This is a genomic window from Muricoccus harenae, from assembly GCF_009848505.1.
GTDB classification, from domain to species: Bacteria; Pseudomonadota; Alphaproteobacteria; order Acetobacterales; family Acetobacteraceae; genus Roseomonas; species Roseomonas harenae.
Window position 1 is genome coordinate 40,125 of the sequence record NZ_WWDL01000020.1, and the last position, 17,751, is coordinate 57,875.

At 67.3% G+C, this 17,751-nt stretch carries 17 protein-coding genes; 9 read left to right on the forward strand and 8 right to left on the reverse strand.

Translation table 11 applies throughout. From position 1 onward, the window contains the following. Positions 1-124 precede the first annotated feature (124 nt). Complete coding sequence (locus GSE44_RS15080) at positions 125-1,075, forward strand: mechanosensitive ion channel family protein (RefSeq protein WP_159349659.1); 951 nt, start codon at positions 125-127, stop codon at positions 1,073-1,075. 52 nt (positions 1,076-1,127) lie between these two features. Here GSE44_RS15080 and GSE44_RS15085 read toward each other — a convergent pair whose 3' ends face one another. Next, the gene (locus GSE44_RS15085) at positions 1,128-1,373 is read right to left on the reverse strand and encodes a hypothetical protein (protein WP_159349660.1); all 246 of its coding nucleotides are present in this window, start codon (positions 1,371-1,373) and stop codon (positions 1,128-1,130) included. Positions 1,374-1,691: 318 nt separating this feature from the next. Here GSE44_RS15085 and GSE44_RS15090 point away from each other — a divergent pair, with 318 nt between their 5' ends. Then, on the forward strand, positions 1,692-2,198 hold the full coding sequence (locus GSE44_RS15090) for a cupin domain-containing protein (protein WP_235924845.1): 507 nt from the start codon (positions 1,692-1,694) through the stop codon (positions 2,196-2,198). Positions 2,199-2,262: 64 nt separating this feature from the next. On the opposite strand, the gene GSE44_RS15095 is transcribed toward GSE44_RS15090, so the two are convergent. The 3 genes from GSE44_RS15095 to GSE44_RS15105 all read right to left on the reverse strand — a co-directional run bounded on the left by GSE44_RS15095 (position 2,263) and on the right by GSE44_RS15105 (position 5,443). Then, on the reverse strand, positions 2,263-2,664 hold the full coding sequence (locus GSE44_RS15095) for a carboxymuconolactone decarboxylase family protein (protein WP_159349661.1): 402 nt from the start codon (positions 2,662-2,664) through the stop codon (positions 2,263-2,265). Positions 2,665-2,799: 135 nt separating this feature from the next. Beyond that, positions 2,800-4,401: a hypothetical protein gene (locus GSE44_RS15100; protein WP_159349662.1), complete on the reverse strand. Its 1,602-nt coding sequence runs from the start codon at positions 4,399-4,401 to the stop codon at positions 2,800-2,802. 406 nt (positions 4,402-4,807) lie between these two features. Then, the gene (locus tag GSE44_RS15105; RefSeq protein WP_159349663.1) at positions 4,808-5,443 is read right to left on the reverse strand and encodes a MarC family protein; all 636 of its coding nucleotides are present in this window, start codon (positions 5,441-5,443) and stop codon (positions 4,808-4,810) included. Between the two features lie 194 nt (positions 5,444-5,637). On the opposite strand from GSE44_RS15105, the gene GSE44_RS15110 reads away from it, so the two are divergent. Then, positions 5,638-6,642, forward strand: a complete 1,005-nt coding sequence (locus tag GSE44_RS15110) for an SDR family NAD(P)-dependent oxidoreductase (protein ID WP_159349664.1) — start codon at positions 5,638-5,640, stop codon at positions 6,640-6,642. A gap of 153 nt (positions 6,643-6,795) precedes the next feature. On the opposite strand, the gene GSE44_RS15115 is transcribed toward GSE44_RS15110, so the two are convergent. Both GSE44_RS15115 and GSE44_RS15120 read right to left on the reverse strand, forming a co-directional pair. Further along, positions 6,796-7,956, reverse strand: a complete 1,161-nt coding sequence (locus GSE44_RS15115) for a DUF305 domain-containing protein (RefSeq protein WP_159349665.1) — start codon at positions 7,954-7,956, stop codon at positions 6,796-6,798. Beyond that, positions 7,956-8,945, reverse strand: a complete 990-nt coding sequence (locus GSE44_RS15120) for an SDR family oxidoreductase (protein WP_159349666.1) — start codon at positions 8,943-8,945, stop codon at positions 7,956-7,958. The genes GSE44_RS15115 and GSE44_RS15120 overlap by 1 nt, the downstream gene beginning before the upstream one ends. Before the next feature lie 236 nt (positions 8,946-9,181). Here GSE44_RS15120 and GSE44_RS15125 point away from each other — a divergent pair, with 236 nt between their 5' ends. The 6 genes from GSE44_RS15125 to GSE44_RS15150 all read left to right on the forward strand — a co-directional run bounded on the left by GSE44_RS15125 (position 9,182) and on the right by GSE44_RS15150 (position 15,310). Next, on the forward strand, positions 9,182-10,429 hold the full coding sequence (locus tag GSE44_RS15125; RefSeq protein ID WP_159349667.1) for an MFS transporter: 1,248 nt from the start codon (positions 9,182-9,184) through the stop codon (positions 10,427-10,429). A 223-nt stretch (positions 10,430-10,652) separates the two neighbouring features. Next, positions 10,653-11,336, forward strand: coding sequence for a GntR family transcriptional regulator (locus tag GSE44_RS15130; RefSeq protein WP_159349668.1), 684 nt, complete (start codon positions 10,653-10,655; stop codon positions 11,334-11,336). 17 nt (positions 11,337-11,353) lie between these two features. After that, on the forward strand, positions 11,354-12,241 hold the full coding sequence (locus GSE44_RS15135) for an isocitrate lyase/PEP mutase family protein (protein WP_159349669.1): 888 nt from the start codon (positions 11,354-11,356) through the stop codon (positions 12,239-12,241). 7 nt (positions 12,242-12,248) lie between these two features. After that, positions 12,249-13,631: a 3-isopropylmalate dehydratase large subunit gene (gene leuC / locus GSE44_RS15140; RefSeq protein WP_159349670.1), complete on the forward strand. Its 1,383-nt coding sequence runs from the start codon at positions 12,249-12,251 to the stop codon at positions 13,629-13,631. Position 13,632: 1 nt separating this feature from the next. Then, positions 13,633-14,238, forward strand: a complete 606-nt coding sequence (gene leuD / locus GSE44_RS15145) for a 3-isopropylmalate dehydratase small subunit (RefSeq protein WP_159349671.1) — start codon at positions 13,633-13,635, stop codon at positions 14,236-14,238. A 103-nt stretch (positions 14,239-14,341) separates the two neighbouring features. Then, positions 14,342-15,310, forward strand: coding sequence for a Bug family tripartite tricarboxylate transporter substrate binding protein (locus GSE44_RS15150; RefSeq protein WP_159349672.1), 969 nt, complete (start codon positions 14,342-14,344; stop codon positions 15,308-15,310). Positions 15,311-15,443: 133 nt separating this feature from the next. Here the strand turns inward: GSE44_RS15150 and GSE44_RS15155 are convergent, their stop codons facing one another. Together GSE44_RS15155 and GSE44_RS15160 are read right to left on the reverse strand one after the other, a co-directional pair. Then, positions 15,444-15,842 (reverse strand): RidA family protein, encoded by a 399-nt coding sequence (locus GSE44_RS15155; protein ID WP_159349673.1) that lies wholly within the window; start codon positions 15,840-15,842, stop codon positions 15,444-15,446. Positions 15,843-16,348: 506 nt separating this feature from the next. Then, positions 16,349-17,515, reverse strand: a complete 1,167-nt coding sequence (locus GSE44_RS15160) for an SDR family oxidoreductase (RefSeq protein WP_201306083.1) — start codon at positions 17,513-17,515, stop codon at positions 16,349-16,351. Between the last annotated feature and the right edge of the window lie 236 nt (positions 17,516-17,751).

Here is a 17,751-nt window from a genome sequence, read left to right on the forward strand (position 1 = left end):
AGATTCGGGCCAAAGCGGTGCGTTGACGGCCAGCCACCGAGCCGAATCGGGCTCCTTCTCATCGGACCTCAGAACCCGGCGCGCAACAAGGCGTTGATGCCGCACATCACCGCCGGAACACGTCATGGAACAACCTGAGCAACTCGCGACGAGCAAGCTCCAGAGCATGGTGGAGGGATTCTTCTGGCTGTTGCCCAATATCGGCATCGGCCTCCTCGTTCTGGTGGGCTTCTGGATCGGCGGATGGGTCGCGCGGCGTGCGGTATTGTTCGCCTTCGCTCGCCGCCATCGCGAGGACCTGGGCTTGCTGCTGGGCGGCTCGGCCCGCTGGGCCCTGATCGTCGCCGGATTTCTCGTCTTCGCGACGATCATCTTTCCGTCGGTGAAGCCCTCCGATCTTTTGGCAACACTGGGCGTGGGATCACTCGCGGTGGGCCTCGCCTTCCGCGACATTCTGCAGAACTGGTTCTCGGGCCTGATGATCCTCTACAGCCGGCCTTTCCGCATCGGCGACCAGATCGTCTCGGGTAGTCATGAGGGCACCGTGGAACGGGTGGAGGCGCGGGCCACACTCATCAAGACCTATGACGGGCAGCGGGTGCTGATCCCGAACAGCAATCTTTACACACGCAGCATCACGGTGCGGACGCATTTTCCGGTGCGGCGGAGCCAGTGCGACGTGACGATCGGATATGGGGATGATCCCGATGCGGCGGTCTCTGCCTTGGTGCAGGCACTCGCAAGGGTCGAGGGCGTGGTGAGCGATCCGCCGCCGGACGCGCGCGCCTGGGAATTCGCTGATTCCGGCGTGGTTCTCCGCGTGCGCTGGTGGACGGAAAGCAAGCGCAACAGGGTCGTCGCGGCCCAGGGACGGGCCGTCTCCGCCATCCGGAACGCGCTCCGGGAAGCCGGGGTGGATATCGCCTTCCCCACTCGCATGGTGCTGTTCCATGACCAGACGGAGGAAAGTGACGGAGACCGCGAGCGGCAGCGCGAGGGATGGCCGGCGGGAGAGAGGCCGCCGGCACCACGCCACCTCAACGAGCTGACCCTACGGCGCTCCGGACAGGATTGACGACCGCAACAACTTTGGGAAGGCCAGGCATCCCCCGCCCGGCCATCCCGCTTCACCTGGCGGGGCTGGCGGAGGCTGGCAGCCTGATCAGGTATCGCGCCGGCAAGGCCTCACCTCGGGCCTTCACCTCGTTGACGCTCAGGAATGCCGCATCGGCCCGGAGCGCCATATGAAGGGCCAGGCACCAGCACAGCCCGAGATATCCCCCGAGCACCGCGCCGATCCATGCCTCCCGAGCCATGACTTCGCAGCAGGCAGCCCCCAGGCTCACGGCGCCGAAGAACAAGAGCAGGGTCACCAAGCCGATAGTCCCGCGGCCTCCGTCTCCCAATGCCTTGCTTATCATGCGTTCCCCCCCCCCCGCTTCTTGAGGGACCTGTGGTCCCCAATGTCGAGCCAGCAGCCTCTTACACTAGCAGGGCTCCTCTGAGACTTGCATTATCGAAAGCTATCGACCTCCACCATTCTGGCGTCTTACCGCCTAGCCGGGCCCTTCTCACACTCGGAACGAGCCAGTTGGCTATTATGAGTTCCGCCAAATGGTGCTGCGCTCCGCCGCCCGCTCTCGGCGCCAGATAGGTTGGAGATACAGGCGGCAGGAAATTATCCCCGGCCCATGTCACGTACCAGCTCGCTCGTTTTCAGGCAGAGCGCCCATGACGGACAGAGGGACGAGATGAAGATCCTGGTGATCGGCGGAACCGGGCTCATCGGTTCAGAGCCTGTCAGCAGGCTTCGCGAGTGGGGGCATGAGGCGGTCCCGGCATCCCCGGCCCTGGGTGTGAACACCATGACGGGAGAGGGCCTATCCCAGGCAACGCTGGTCTACGAGCACATCTTTCCGAACGTCCCGGTCAAGAGCATCAAGGCCGTTCTCGTGGAGTATGGGCCAGGCGGCTTGTCGCCCGCCCACACCCATCCTGCCCCGGCCTTCATCTACGCCACAGTGCTGGAGGGAGCGATCCGGAGCCAGGTCAGTGACAGGCCCGCGACCGTTCACCGCGCCGACGAAAGCCTCTCCGAAGTGCCGGGAGACCGGCACGCCGTCAGCGAGAACGTGACGACACGGAACCCGCGCGCCTGCTGGCCGTGTTCGTCGTCGACACGGAGAAGACCAAACTGACAACGCCGTTCGGCGGCTGACATTACTTCCGGGATCATGCGCGGCATGACATCGCGGCGGCAGCCTACCCGTCCAGCTCCGCGCAGTGCTTCATCACCGCGGCACCTGTAAGGTTCCAGGTGGTAATACCGCCGACCATCAGGACCTGCACAAGTCCTTCGGCGAGTTCGGGCAAGGTCAGGCCAAGGCGCATGGCAGCGGCTGCGTGGTTCTTCGCCCCGTTCGTTTGCCCGGCGAGCGTGTCCAGCAAGGCGAAGATGAGCTCCTTCGTCTTCAGGTCCAGCGCGCCCCCGTTGCCGACATCCCGCATGACAAAGTCGCGCATAAGTCCGTAGCCTGCGAAGGCACCGGGGGCGTGCTCTGCAAGCAGGACGAAATTGTCAGGCACTCGGCCAAAGGTTGCCATGAAGCTCGCCATGCCTTGCTTGATCGCTGCGTCAGTGACATCGGTCATGTCCATCTCCATGCGGCATCAACTGCCAAGGCCACGTTCCGGGCGCGAGCAGCTTGCCATTGCACCATAGCAATCGTGCTCGGCAGCACCATGGCGGAGATCGGCTGGCGGCATGAACCTCAAGGCCAGGACCAAGCTACCTTTTGATCACCGGATAACAGGCTGCGCGCCGCCAGCGCTTTCACGAACCAAGCACCAGTGCCGCTTGTCGGCCACTGGCGCGCAGCCTTGAAAGAAGCTCGCGCGGCAGGAGCGATTGCCCTGTGTCTGCCACCGTTTCGCGACCAGGCAATGTTGCCAGTTTGCTTCGCCCGATGCCGCTCCCTCCAGATAGAGGGTCTCGAGCCATAGCGATCCCAGCCGGTTGAACACCGGGGCCAGTTCGTCGACCCATTCCCATTTCGCTGGCCGCGCCGGGCGCGCCAGGGCGATCGCGCCACGCGCCACGGCACGGCGATAGCCCTGCAGGAAATGGGACTCCAGCCGCACGCCGAAGGAACCACCTTGCAGGCCGATCACCGCCTCGGCGACGGTGGTTTCGCAGGTGTCGGGTAAGATCAGCGCCGTCGGGAAGGCCAGGGCGGTGCCGGGGAATGTGCCAGCCCGGGCGAAGAGATCGATGTCGAAGAAATAGCTGACCACCCTCATCCGCGCGGCCGTCGCCCTCAATCGGGCAAGCTCCTGGCCGGGTGGAATGCGGTCCCACTGCCGGCCGAGTACCGCCCAGACCTTTGCCGCCTGGGCATATGCAGGATCGGTCGCGGCCCAGTGCGTTTCCAAGTCGCGCCCGAAGCCGCGGCCCTCCCCGGCCCGCCGCTGCTTCAGCAGGCGCAACATCACTTCCTCCGCACCCACCGCACCCCAGGAGACGACATGCGCCAGCTTGTGCGGCACTTCTTCTGCATCCAGATAGGTCTGCAGCAGATAACCGAGGCCCTGCGCGGTGAGCCCACCCTGGCTCTGCCCGGTGAAGACCACCTCCCCTCCGTTCGGATCGCGCGCATAGGCAGCGGCGTCGTGGATCAGGCGGAGCGCGGCGGTGGAGACGAATTGCGCCCGCCCGAGCGTCAGGCCCGATGCCCAACTGCGGAAGTCGCGATGCGCGAAGACATGCGTGCCGGCAATGGCGTAGATCCGGTGCGGCGCCCGCCGCCGCATGGGGCGGGACTGCAGCACCAGCGCGGCAAATCCGGTGAAGGCATCCGTGTAGAGCCCGGCGACATCATAGTCGCGCAGTTCCCCCGCGGCTTCCGAATGCACCAGCCGCGCAGGTTCCCCGGCAATGGCGGCTTCGGCGCTGTGCCGGATGTCATATGCACGGTCGGCCGCCTTGACCGTGGCTTCGTCCAGCATCCAGAGCGGAGCGATTCGGGAGCGGGTATCCTCCCGCACGGCGGATGCCTCGTGCGGCGACAGATAGGTCGTGGCGTGATGCCCTTGCGGCGCGTTGAGTTCGCGCAGCGAGTCCAGATGCAGCTCGATTCGCAGCTGCCCTTCCGCGGTGCCGATGGACGTGCGGACGCCGTGTCGGGCCAAGACCTCGCGGGCGAAGGGCGGGAGACCGGAGAAGAGCAGGCTGAGACTCCGCCCGCCCTGCGCTTCGGCATCGGTGCACCGCGCCAGCTGCTCGGAGGCGGTACGACCGCGTAATTCCTGCGCCGACACTGCGGCGACAGAGAGGAAGCAGAGAAGAACGCTCGACACGGCCAGGAGTGTGCGGCGGAGGATCAGTGGGATGATACCGCTCATGCAGATCCGCTTTCGTGAGTACATAGCCCAGGCCGTCCATGCGCCGTGAGGTCCCCCTCAATGCATCCGCCCAATCATGGAGCGGACGGCGAAGAATGACGAATGCCCGGCGCGAAGACCACCGAGTGTGACCGGCAGGCTCCGCCCCGGCTCGGTGCCATTCAGCACCGGATCATGGACCTACCGGGATATGATGTTCACGGCACTCGTCACGACAGGATAGGGTGACGGAGTGCACGGTGAGCAGCCTGATCGGTGTGCAGGTAGCCTTCGCCATTGGTGAACAGCTGCCAGGGGGTGCATGCTTGGAGCCTCCTGCCAGGGCATTCAGGCCCCTGCCCGGCGTTAGCGCCGCGCCTCGAGTGCCAAGCGGGTCAGGGGCAGCAGGTCTGCCGCATAGCGCGCCTCAGGACGGCGCAACCAGAAGCTCCCGGATCCCGTCCACCACGAACTGCACCGCGAGTGCCGTGAGGAGAACGCCGAGGAGCCGCGACAACACGATGCTGCCCGTCCGCCCGAGAAGACCGGAGATGCGCTCCGATGCCATGAACACGCAAAGGCATGCCAGCATCACGGCGCATACGAGCAGCAGAAGTAGCAGTACGGCCATGACATTGCCATCGCTGCGGGAGGCCAGCAGGATCACCGCCGTGATGGCGCCTGGTCCGGCCATAAGGGGAATCGCCAGGGGAAAGGCTGCAATATCGCGCATATGATCCTGACGGACCGCGACCTCCGCCGTCGCCTGCTTTCGATCGGTTCGGCGTTCGAAGACCATCTCGAAGGCAATCCAGAAGAGGAGCAGGCCACCCCCGATCCGGAAGGCCGGCAGTTCCACACCGAGCCAATGCAGCAATGACTGTCCGCCAACGACAAAGAAGGTCAGGATAAGAAGCGCGATGAGAGTCGCCCGCAGTGCCACGATGCGCCGCTCATGCTTCGTCATCCCCTCCGTCACGGAGAGAAAGATCGGCGCGATGCCGACAGGATCCACGGTCACGAGGAGGGTGACCAGTGCGGAAAGCAGGGCATCGGTGCTCATCTGGTGCCATGAACCTCGGGCAGGACATGTGGGCTTGATCCATGCCTCGTGGCCAGCGGGCTGACCAGCCCCGTGCTTGGCGCCTCGGGGCCTCTCCACTCCGCCGCGACACAGCTTGCGAGCCCCGTCGCACAACGCGCACGACCAGCGCGCGTTGTGTGCCGAGGCACAGGGAAGGCGGGAGCAAAGCCATCGTGCAGGACCTGCGGAACAGCACCGTGGTGGTCACCGGTGCCTCGAGCGGCATCGGGCTGGCCCTCGCCCTGGCATTCGCCCGCCAGGGAGCCAAGCTCGTGCTGGCTGCCAGACAGCAGGAGCCACTCCGGGATGCGGCCAGGCTGTGCGAGGAAGCGGGATCGCCCCGCGCCCTTCCGGTGCCCACCGATGTATCCGACGCCTCCCAGGTCACCGCGCTGGCCCAGGAAGCGGCCGCTGCCTTCGGGCGCATCGACGTCTGGGCCAATATCGCCGGCGTGGCCGCCGCCGGGCCCTTCGAGAGCATCCCGATGGAGACCCAGGCGCAACTCGTCGCCATCAACCTGACCGGCGTGATGAACGGGTCCCATGTCGCGCTGAAGCATATGCTTGGCTCCGGCGGTGGGCAGGGCGTCATCATTAACATGGCCTCGATCGCCGGCCGGGTGCCGCAGCCCTTCACGGCCGCCTATAGCGCCAGCAAGTTCGGGGTCGCCGGCTTCACCGATGCGTTGCGATGCGAAGCGTTGGCGCGTTCCGGCGTGCAGGTCTGCGGCGTGTATCCCAGCTTCGTCGATACGCCGGCCCTGCGGCACGCCGCGAATTACACGGGCCGGGGCCTGCGGCCGGTGCCGCCGGTCCTGGACCCCGCTGTCGTGGCCGAGCGGATCGTCCAGCTCGCGCGTGCTCCGCGCCGCGCGGTGCATGTCGGCGCGCCGAACAGGCTCGTGCCGGTCTATGCGCTTGCCCCCGAGATCGTCGGCCGGCTGATCGGATGGCTGGGGATGCGGTTCCTCCTGCATCATGGCCCACCGGCCGCGGCAAGCAACGGAACGATCCTTGCACCCATGGCGGACGGAGTGGGGATGCGGGACGGCTGGGGCGGCGCCACGCAGCGGCGGGCGCAACATCTCGGACTGCTGGCCACCGTCGGTATCGCTACATTCCTGCTCGGGCGCCAACTGATCGCGCGGTCTTCAGCGGGAGCCTCCGCCCGCCGCTAGAGGAGGCGTGCTGCCGGCTGGTGACGCCGTGGGCGCGTCATGCTCCAGGGCCGGACGGCCGATCGCGGGCGTAGCGGAACCTCGGCCCCGTGGCGGCCGCAGCGGCACGGAGCCGCTTTCCCTCGCCAGGAAATGCAGCCTCGCCTTGTGGCGTCAGTGCCGGTGCTCCGACCCGATCACCCCATCCGGCGGGGCGGCGCCCGCGGGAAGGAGCATGTTGGCAAGCGCAGCCCTGGTGACGGCGAAGCCTGTCCGGTTCCGCATCAGCTCGATCTCCCCCCTCTGCGCATGGCGCGTGGCATGGGACATGAGGCGGAGCCGGATATCGCCCGCATTGCGAAGCGCCTCGTCCGCCATCGCGATGGCACCCTGGTGATGGGTCGTCATCATGGCGATGAAGCGCTGATCGAATTCGGCCGGGCCGGTGCGCCGCAGCGCCTCCATCTCCTCCTGCGGCAGCATTCCCGGCATGGTGGCGTGCTCCTCCGCACTGGCCGGCGGCAGGGCCTCGCCGAACCAGCTGCGCCACCACTGCTCGAAGATGGCGATCTCTCCCTTCTGGTCCGCCACCATCAGCCGCGCCAGAACGCCGAGCCGCGGATCCTGCGCCCGTTCCACGCCCAGCAGCCCGAGTTCCACCCCTTGCGCGTGATGGGCCGCCATCCGCCGCATATAGCCTTGGTCGAAGGCGACATCGCCACCCAGATGCGGAAGCTCCCGCCCCTGCCAGCCCAGGAAGGCCACCACGCCCAGCACGCAGATGCCGGCAGCAGCAAGGCCGTTCCACACCAGGGCGAAACGGCGATGGGGCGAGGTCCGCCGCCCCGATACCCAGTCACGGAGCCAGGGGAAGATCGGGTAGAGCGAGGCCGAGGTGAGATGCACCAGCAGCCCGATCCAATAGGGCTGGTTGAGGGTGAAGATGGGCTGCCAGAACGGCAGGACGGGTACCAGGAACAGCCATTCCGAGGCGGAGGTGAAGACGGCCCATGGCCCGGCAAGCAGCAGGATCGTGCCGGGGCGGAGGCCCGCCGTCCACCGGCCGAGCAGCCCGAAGAAGAGGACGGCCCAGGAGAAGTCGGCCCATTGGTGGAACAGGATGCCGCCGAGGATGACCAGCCAGCTCGGCTCCGTCTGGATCACGGGATCGCGGAACGGGATGGCCGCCACGATCATCCAGTCCACCACCACATCCCGGCCGATCCGCGCTGCCAGGAATTGCGAGATCAGGGTGGAGTAGGTGCTGGTGATCAGGCCGAGAAGGGCGGCGGCTTTCCAGTTGATGGCCCAGGCGGAACGCGACGCAGCCGCCATCACCTCCTTCCTCGCATGCCAAGACCCACACTCAGGGCCAGGAGGCCGATTGGCACCGCGGCGAGGAGTGCCAGCGAGGCGGTCAGGGATGTGGCCGTGCCAGGATCCGGCCGCCAGCCGCCGCGGGTAGTGGTGCCCTCCGCCACGGGATCGAACAGCGTGCCTTCCGTGGCCGGGGCTGGCTGCCCCGAATGCAGCAGGAAGCCTTCCATCATCTTCCCGGCGGTCCGCCCCGTCGCCTCTGGCGCCACTGCATAGGGCACCGCCAGCGCGTTGTGCAGGCCGAGATGCAGCGAGCGGCGCGGATATTGCGCCAGACTGACAATCCCCTCCGCCACCTTCTCGGGGTCCAGCACCGGCGGGATTGGACGCAGCGTCCGCCCGGTATAGTTCGCGGAATGTAGATTCGTGGGCGTGTCCACGAAGCCGGGATAGACGCCGCAAACCTTCACGCCCGACCGCGCGGAGACTTCGTCGCGCAATGCTTCGGTGAAGCCGGTGACGCCGTATTTGCTGGCGGTATAGGCCGCCGCGAAGGGCATCGGCATGCGCCCGCCGATCGACGACATGTTGATGAGGACGCCCCGCCCCTGGCGCAGCATGTGCGGCAACGCCGCGTGGCAGCCATTCATGACGCCGATGAGATTCACCTGCACCAGCCGCGCCTGTGCCTCGACGGGGATCTCCTCGAAAGCGCCCCACATGCTTAGCCCGGCCATGTTCACCCAGACATCGATGCGACCGAAGCGCTCCATGGCGGCCGAGGCGAGCGCCCCCATCTGTCTTGGGTCCGTCACATCGGCCACCAGGCCCACAGCCTCCGCGGCGCCGGTCTCATTGCAACGGAGGGCCGCCTGCTTCACCGCCTCCTCGCGCCGCGCCGCGAGGACGAGATTGCACCCGAGCCGAGCGAAGGCGAGGGCAGACGCCAACCCCATGCCGCTCGATGCACCGGCGATCACCACGGTCTGGTCGCGAAGGTTCCGCATGGCGGCGTTCCCGGACTGTTCAGAGGACTGTTCAGGATTGGCGCAGCGGTAACGCCCCCGGGTGCGAAGCGTTCCGCCCGGACTGTGCGGGCATCCATCCCACCGCACATCTGAGCGGGGCACTGTTCACGAACCGCCTCGGCCGCAGCAACGGCCCCATCCAATGCGCCGGTGAAACGCAGCGACGCCGCGCCGGTTAGCACAGGGTCCCCATCGCCTGGGGCCGGGAGACGCCTATGCGGCAGGAGCAGCGCGCGGAGCGCGCGCTGGACGCGCTCAGCTTCTTCGTTTCCGATGCCCGCTACGGGCTCGGTGCCTTCCTCGGCGTCTACCTGATGACCGAGCATGGCTGGGACGCGGGAAGCATCGGCGCGGCGCTCTCAATCGGCGGCCTGACCGGACTGGTGTCCCAGGCACCGCTCGGTGCGCTCGTCGACGCCGTGCGGGCCAAGCGGGCCCTGATCGCCATTGCGGTCGTGGTAGTCACGGCGACCTGCCTCGTGATCCCTCTCGCGCCCCAGTTCTGGTCGGTGGCGGTGGCGGGGCTGATCGGCGCGCTGGCCGGCGTCACCATCGGGCCGACCCTCGCCGCCATCGGGCTCGGCGTCGTCGGGCCCGCCCGCTTCGCCCGGCGGGCCGGGCGGAACGAGGCGCTGTTCCACGCCGGGGACGGCGCCATCAGCCTGGCGATCCTGCTCACCGCCCCCTTTTTTGGGAACCAGGTTCTGTTCTGGTCAATGGGCTTCACGGCCTTGGCGAGCGTCGCGGCGGCCGCGGCGGTTCCCCGGAATGCCATCGACCACGAGGTCGCGAGGGGCCTGCCACCGGGCGACATGGACCACACGGTGCGGCCCTCGGCCTGGAGCGTGTTGCTGGCGTCGAGGCCCCTGCTGGTCTTCGCGGCCTGCGGCGCCCTGTTCCACCTGGCCAATGCGTCCATGCTGGTGCTGGTGTCGCAGAAGCTCGCGCTGCAGAATCTCGGCCAAGGCATCGCCCTGACGGCAGCCTCGGCGATCGCGGCGCAATCCGTGATGGTGCCTGTGGCGGCGCTGGCCGGGGCGCGGGCGGATGCCTGGGGGCGCAAGCCGCTGCTGCTGGCCGCCTTCATCGCGCTCGCCCTGCGCGGGGCGCTCTACACCCTATCCGACAACACGGCCTGGCTGATCACGGTGCAACTGCTCGACGGCGTCGGCGCGGGGCTGATCGGCGCGCTGTTCCCGGTTGTGGTCGCCGACCTGACGCGCGGCAGCGGGCATTTCGCGGCTGCCCAGGGCGTGGTGGGCACGGTGCACGGGATCGGCGGCGTGCTCAGCATGGTGATCGCCGGCCAGCTGGTGGTGCATGCCGGCTACGACGTCACCTTCCTCACCCTGGCCGCGGTCGCCGCCCTGGGCGCTGCCCTGTTCTGGCTCGCCATGCCCGAAACCCGTGGGGCGACAGCACTGGCCACGGCCGGCCCTGCTGTTCCGAAGCCCGCAGAATAGGCCGGGGACGCTGCCCACCGTTTCACGAGACCAAACCAGCAGGAGTTGGCAGCACGCGAGGTTGGCCCACCTCATTGTCGGACCATCCAAGCGAAATTTCCCTTTGGTGAGATACCCTCACCCGCAAAACTCGGTTGTTTTCCGGCCAAACCACCGCAGCACAAAGAAACTATTGTCGGACAAGGCGTCGACAGGTACAGATTGAGCCGGGAAGGAAACAAGATTGTCGGACGACCTCACGCTCGAGAACTCTCCGCCGCGCAGCGGGGTGGTTGAGTTCATCGTCGAAGAAACCCGCCAGGCCATCAATTCGGGGCGCCTCGCACTGGGTCAGCGCCTTGTCGAGGCCGACCTCACCCGCCAGCTCGGCGTCAGCCGGTCATCCGTGCGGGAAGCCCTTCGCCGCCTCTCGGCCGAAGGCCTTGTCGACATCGTCCCCCATCGCGGCGCGGCCGTCCGGCGCCTCTCCCGCAAGGAGATCGCGGATCGCTACCAGATCCGCATCCCGGTCGAGGCCCTTGCCGCCGAGCTCGCGGCCCGCCGCATCGGCGAGGGGGAAAACGCGCAACGCTTCCGCGCCGCGACCCGCCTGCTGCCCGAAGAGGAGGCGCTGGGCCTGATGGCGGGCTACCGCGTGGCCAATCTGCGCTTCCACCGCACCATCGCGGACCTTTCTGGCAATCCACAGCTTGCCGCCCTCATCGAGCAGATGTGGCTGCCCTCTTCCAACATCGCGGCGCGCGACGCGCTCGGCCTTACCCAGTGGAACGACTCCATCCAGGAACACGCGGCGATCGGCGACGCGATTCTGCGCGGCGACACCGCCGAGGCCGCCTCCGCGATGCGCGAACACCTGCGCCGCGGCTGCGAACGCATCCTCGCCGCGCCGGAAGGCGCCTTCGGTTGAATAGGGAGACAAGGTCCATGCCGAACCAGGCCGCCAATCTTCGCGCCATGCTGGCGGGCGACGAGCTGATCGTCGCGCCGGGCGCCTATGACGGTCTTACCGCCACACTCGTGGCCAAGGCTGGCTTCAAGGCCATCTACATGAGCGGTGCCGCCACGGCTGCGAGCTTCGGCCTTCCCGATTTCGGCCTGGTCACCATGACGGAAATGGTCGCGACTGCCGGGCGCATCGCGCGCACGGCCGATCTTCCGGTGATCGCGGATGCGGATACGGGCTTCGGCGATGAGATGCATGTCTTCCGCGCCGTGCGCGAATATGAAGCACAGGGCGTGGCCGCCATCCATATGGAGGACCAGGAATTCCCGAAACGCTGCGGCCATCTCGAAGGGAAGGCCATCATCCCCCTGGATGAGTATCTCGCGAAGATCCGCGCCGCCGCCGCCGCCCGCCGCTCTCCTGATTTCACCATCATCGCCCGCACCGACTCTCGCGCCGTTGCCGGGTTCGAGGAGGCGATCCGCCGAGCCAATGCGGCGCTGGAGGCCGGCGCCGACGTCGCTTTCGTCGAGGCGCCCGAATCCGCGGAGGAGATCGCCGAGGTGCCGCGGCGCGTGAAGGGCCCCTGCCTCCTGAACTTCCACCGCGGCGGAAAGACGCCGAATGTGGACCTGCCCTGGATCCAGTCGCTCGGCTACAAGATCGCGATCGTCCCGGGACTCCTGCTCCGTTCCGTCGCCAATATCTGCGAGCAGATGCTGGCTGAGCTGCAGGAGACAGGCCGGCATCCCGTACCGGTCCGCGACCATTCGACCCGCGAGCTGTTCCAGAAATTCGGTGCCGACGAATGGGACGACCGGCGGGAGCGCTTCCGCACGCCCGGCCCCAGCCGGGCCGCTGCCGAGTAGCGCGGCCATGGCCTCGTCCCCACGCAGCCTCGTCGGCAAGATCTGGGCACGGCATGTCGTGACCGAGCGGGAGGACGGGCAGTCCCTCCTCTTCGTGGATCGCCACCTGGTCCATGAAGGATCGCGACGCGGCTTCGAGCTCATCGGCCAGCGCGGCCTGACCGTGCGCCGACCTGACCTGACCTTCGCCCTCCCCGACCACTATGTTCCCACCGCCGCCGTCACGGCGAAGCCAGCAGCGGCCAACATGCTCGCGCTGCTACGCGAGAACGCGCGGAAGTCCGGCGTCACGCTCTTCGATGTCGGCACGCGCCATCATGGCATCGTGCATGTGGTCGGGCCGGAGGCGGGGCTGACGCTGCCGGGCAGCATCATCGTCTGCGGCGACAGCCACACCGCCACCCATGGCGCGATGGGCGCCCTCGCCTTCGGGATCGGCGCCTCCGAGGTCTCGCATGTGCTTGCCACCCAGACACTTTGGCAGGCGCGTCCGCGTGACATGCGGATCCGTGTGACGGGCCGGCTGCCGGAGGGGGTTAGCGCGAAGGATCTCGCCCTCGCCGTCATCGCGCGGATCGGTGCCGCCGGCGGCACCGGGCACGCCATCGAATTTACCGGCGAGGCCGTCCGTGCCCTGAGCATGGAAGGGCGGCTGACCCTTTGCAACATGGCCATCGAGGCAGGGGCGCGGATCGGCACCGTCGCACCCGATGCCACCACTCTTGCTTACCTCAAGGGCCGCCCATATGCGCCACAAGGCGCTGCCTGGGACGCGGCGGCGGCGGATTGGCTCTCCCTGGCCAGCGACCAGGACGCCGCCTTCCACCAGGAGGTGGAGCTGGACGCGTCTCGCCTCGCGCCCATGATGACCTGGGGCACGAGCCCCGAGGATGCCGTGCCCATCACCGGCCGGGTTCCCGGCCCGCAGGACTACCGCGACCCCGTGCGGGCCGAGGCCGCCGCCCGTTCCATCGCCTATATGGGCCTGGAGCCGGGGCAGCCCATGGCCGAGATCCGTTTCGACCGCGTCTTCATCGGATCCTGCACCAATGGCCGGATCGAGGATCTGCGCGCCGCCGCGGCGGCGGTGCGCGGACGCAGGGCCATCATTCCCGCCATGGTGTCGCCGGGCTCCGAAGCTGTGCGCCAGCAGGCCGAAGCGGAAGGGACCGCCGCAATCCTCCGCGAGGCGGGCTTCGAATGGCGGACGCCGGGCTGCTCCATGTGCGTGGGGCTGAACGGCGACCTGGTCGATCCCGGTGCGCGCTGCGCCTCGACCTCCAACCGCAACTTCGCCGGGCGCCAGGGGCCAGGGGCGCGCACCCATCTGGTCGCCCCCGCCCTGGCCGCCAGCATCGCCCTGCATGGCCGGGCGCTGGGGGTGCATTAAGATGGAGGCCTTCCGCAGCCTGGAGGCCCTCGTCCTCCACCTCCCCATGCCGAACACGGACACGGACCAGATCGTGCCGGCGCGCTTCCTCTCCCGCGGTCGCTCCGAGGGCTTCGCGGACGCATTCCTGCAGGGGTTGCGCTTCCGGTCCGATGGAACGCCCATCGCCGATAATCCTGTCGACCGCGCGAAGGGAGCCGGCATCCTGCTGGCCGGTGCTAACTTCGGCTGTGGCTCGTCTCGGGAAGCGGCCGTCTATGCGCTGCAGGATTTCGGCATCCGCGCCGTGCTGGCGCCGAGCTTTGGCGACATCTTCTCGGGCAATGCCGCCAAGAACGGGCTGCTCTGTGGCATCTTGCCCGAACAGGATGCCGCAGAGCTTGGCACCGCATTGGATGCTGCGCCGGAGCCGGTGCTGCGCATCGACCTGACTTCCTGCACGGCCATGCTGGCGGATGGACGGGCCTTTACCTTCGGGATCGATCCATTCCGCCGTCGCTGCCTGCTTGAAGGATTGGATGAACTCGGCGTCACGTTGTCGCTCTCGGACCTGATTGCCGCCTTTGAGCAGCGTCCGCCGCCGGTGCCGCAGCCCGCCGTCCCCTAGGACGGCATGACCAAGGAGGGAACGAGATGAAAAAGGACCAGTTCACACCCCCGGCGCCGCGCGCCGTGGGTTCCGCTTCGGCGATTTGAGGAAGGAGCGGACCATGCCCCTTTCCCGTCGTGCGATCCTCGCCGCGCCGGGCCTGCTCCTGGCATGCAGCGCCTCCGCCACTCCGGGCTTTCCCACACGCCCCATCCGGGTGATTGCCCCGACCGCTGCGGGCAGCGGGTCCGACAGCTTCTTCCGCCTCGTTGCAGACCCGATGGCAGAGCTGCTCGGCCAGCCCGTCGTGGTCGATAACCGGGGCGGCGCGGGCGGCGTCATCGGCACCGAGGCCGTCGCGCGTGCCGTCCCCGATGGCTACACCCTTGGCTCCCTGGTCGGCTCGCATGTGATGAACCGCTACGTGCTGGGAAGTCTTCCCTATGATGCGGTCGAGGACTTCACGCCGATCATCCGGCTGTCCCGGACGACACATATCCTCGTCGCATCGCCGAAGTCACCCTTTAGCACCGCAGCGGAACTCGCGCGCCTGGCGCGGGAGAAGCCTGGAACGGTCACCATCGCCGGCTCCGAACCACTCTCGCTCTATGGCGGCCACCTCTTCGCCCGCATCACCGGGAGCGAGATTATCTCCGTGCCCTATCGCGGCAGCGCCGCCATGTCATCCGACGTGATCGCCGGCAATGTGATGGCGTCCTTCATGACCTCCGTCTCGGCCATGCCGCATATCGAGGCCGGGCGGTTGCGCGCCCTCGGCGTCACATCGCGGGAGCGTTCGCGCCTGATGCCGAACATCCCCTCCCTTCATGAGGCGGGGATCGATGGCTTCGTCTATGGCGGCTGGTTCAGCCTGATGGGGCCCGCCAATATTCCGGAGCCGGTCGTCACCCGCATTGCCGATGCTGCCCGCACGACCGTTCTGTCACCATCCCTCCGCCCACGGCTGGAAGGCCTGGGTGCTGAGATCGATATTCTCGAATCCAAGGACTTTGCGGCCCTGATCAAGAGTGACGATGCCACCTGGGCCGCTGCGGCGCGTGACGGCCTCCTGCGCGCGCAAGGCAGCTGAGGCAGATCCGGTCGCGAATGCCGCGACATGGCAGCGGAAGATCGTGACCCCGCATCATGCTGGGCACCGCGCCGGCCGCCAGGCCCCGCTGTCCCCAGCGCGCATTGTGGAAAGCGCCTCCTCACCCATCCGCTTAGCTCTGGATGACGGCGATGGCACTCATCTCGATCAAGGCGTCGGGGGACGTCATCTTCGGCGTCTCGACCATGGTGGAGGCCGGCGGCGCTCCGGTGAAATACTGGCGGCGGACCTTATGGATCGTGTCGAAGTGCTCCATGTTCCGCACGAACACATCGACACGGCAGATGTCGTCCAGCGTGCCGCCGGCTGCCTCAACCGCGGCCTTCACGTTCTCGCAGACCTGAATGGTCTGCTGCTCGATATCCCCGACACCCATGATCTTTCCGTCCGGCCCCTTAGCGAGCATGCCGGAGATGAAGACGATCCGGCCGCTGGCCTCGACCACCGTCGCATGCGCGAAATGCCCGCTGGGCTTGCCGATCCTGTCCGAAACGATCTGCGTCTTGGGCATGCATGCGGCCTTTCCGGATCTTGCTTACGATGTTTTCCCGCCGGTCGGCTCGTCCCCGGCCCGTGCGGGCGGGTCGCGCCGAACGTTAAGAAACCGGAAAAATTATTCACCGATGCCGCGGTCCGCACAAGCAGGGAGCCGCAAACCATGCAGCGGGTCCTCGCCACTGCGCCGTTGGCAGAATGAGGTCGGCTCCATTTTCACCGATCATGGTGACCGCAGCATTCATGTTGCTCGATGGAATGCGCGACAGGATGGCCGTATTGGCAGCGCGCAGCGCCCGCATCCGATCCCATACGGAAGGTTCCGCAGGAGCGCGCGTCGTCCAGCCGGGATTCATCCGTCTCTACCGCCGGGCCTCGAAGCACCTCCTCTGTGGCTGCTTCTGGATGCCCGGATTGGCAAAGGCGTGGCCCGCAGCTTGGGTGCTGACCTATTGGCGCAGCAGCAGTCACCGCAACGCCAAAGGCGCCGATGGCCTGCCCTGCACAAGCTGTCCCTGCGAGTTACTTTGAACTGGGCCCCGGCGGACCGGACGGGATGAAGGCCTCCAGGAAGCGGCAGGCCGAGGTCAGGCCGATATCCGCCATCCTGAAAGGCAGCGCCGCCAAATCAAGTGGCAGCGCCGCCATGGAGGTCATAGCAGCAAGAGGCGCACCGCCGCTCTCGGGGTTGGTGCGCCAGCCCCCGCTCACGCCCCTGCCGTCCCGCACGGGATCGAAGAGCGCGCCGGTCGTGTCCTCGCTCGAACCGGACGAAAGGAAGCCCGTATGCAGGCTCCGGCCGGTGAACCATGTGGTGAAGGTCGGCGCCATCCGCTTCTGCGCGGCGGCAATCTTTCCGAAGCCGCCGACGATCACCTCCGCCTGCGGTTGCTCCGTCAGCCCCACGACCGTCCCTGCCACCTCCTCCGCCGTATAGACCGGTGGCGCGGCACGCACGCTCCGGCCGCTGAAATTGGCGGCATGCTGGAAGAAGGGTGTGTCAACCACCGAAGGCATCACGGTGCAGATATGGATATCGGGCTGGTCGAGCACTTCCTGCCGCAGCGCCTCGGAGAAACCGCGGATCGCGAACTTGCTGGTGGCATAGGGCGTGCCGTCCGGCTTGGCCGTCTCGCCGACAATGGAGGCGTTCTGTACCAGCGTGCCGCGCCCCTGGGCACGGAACTGGCGCATCGCGACCTTCGCGCCATGCACATAGCCGAAAAGATTGATCTCGATGACGCGCCGCCAGGCATCCATGGGGATGGATTCCAGCCGGCCGAAGGCACCGACGCCCGCATTGTTGAACCAGACATCAATGCGGCCGAAGCGCTCGATGGCGCGGCGGCCCAGCACCTCCACCTCCTCCTCGCGGGTCACGTCCGTCGGCACCGCCAGCGCCGTGCCGCCGAGGGCCTCGCATTCCCGCGCCGCCTCCTCCAGCATCTCGGCTCGCCGCGCCGCCAGCACCAGGGAAGCGCCGCGCCGGGCGAAAGCCAGGGCGGTAGCGCGCCCGATACCACTGGATGCACCGGTGATGACGACCACGGGTCGGCCTCCCTTGAGGGACAAGCCCTTCCCGCCGGTTGCCACGGCATCAGCCGTGGCCTGCGGCAGGGATGCTGGCGGCGTCATGCCACTCTCCGGCACAATCTTGCCGCCATTGCTGTCGGACGAATGCTCGCTCATGGGAATTCCGTTCTTCTGATGGCCGCTCAAGCATGCGGGTAAGCCGATAAGCTCACCATTGTTGCGGCGCAGGAGGGCCACTCAGATGGCCCTGACAGCCCCGCAATGCCCTAATCTATGCGAAGCCCAGGACTGATGATCCGCTCACCTCCGCGCGACTGCTGGAGGCAAATGTGACGATCATGCTTCCGTCCCCGCCATCATCTCATGGCGTGCGGCCTGCATCATCGCTGCCA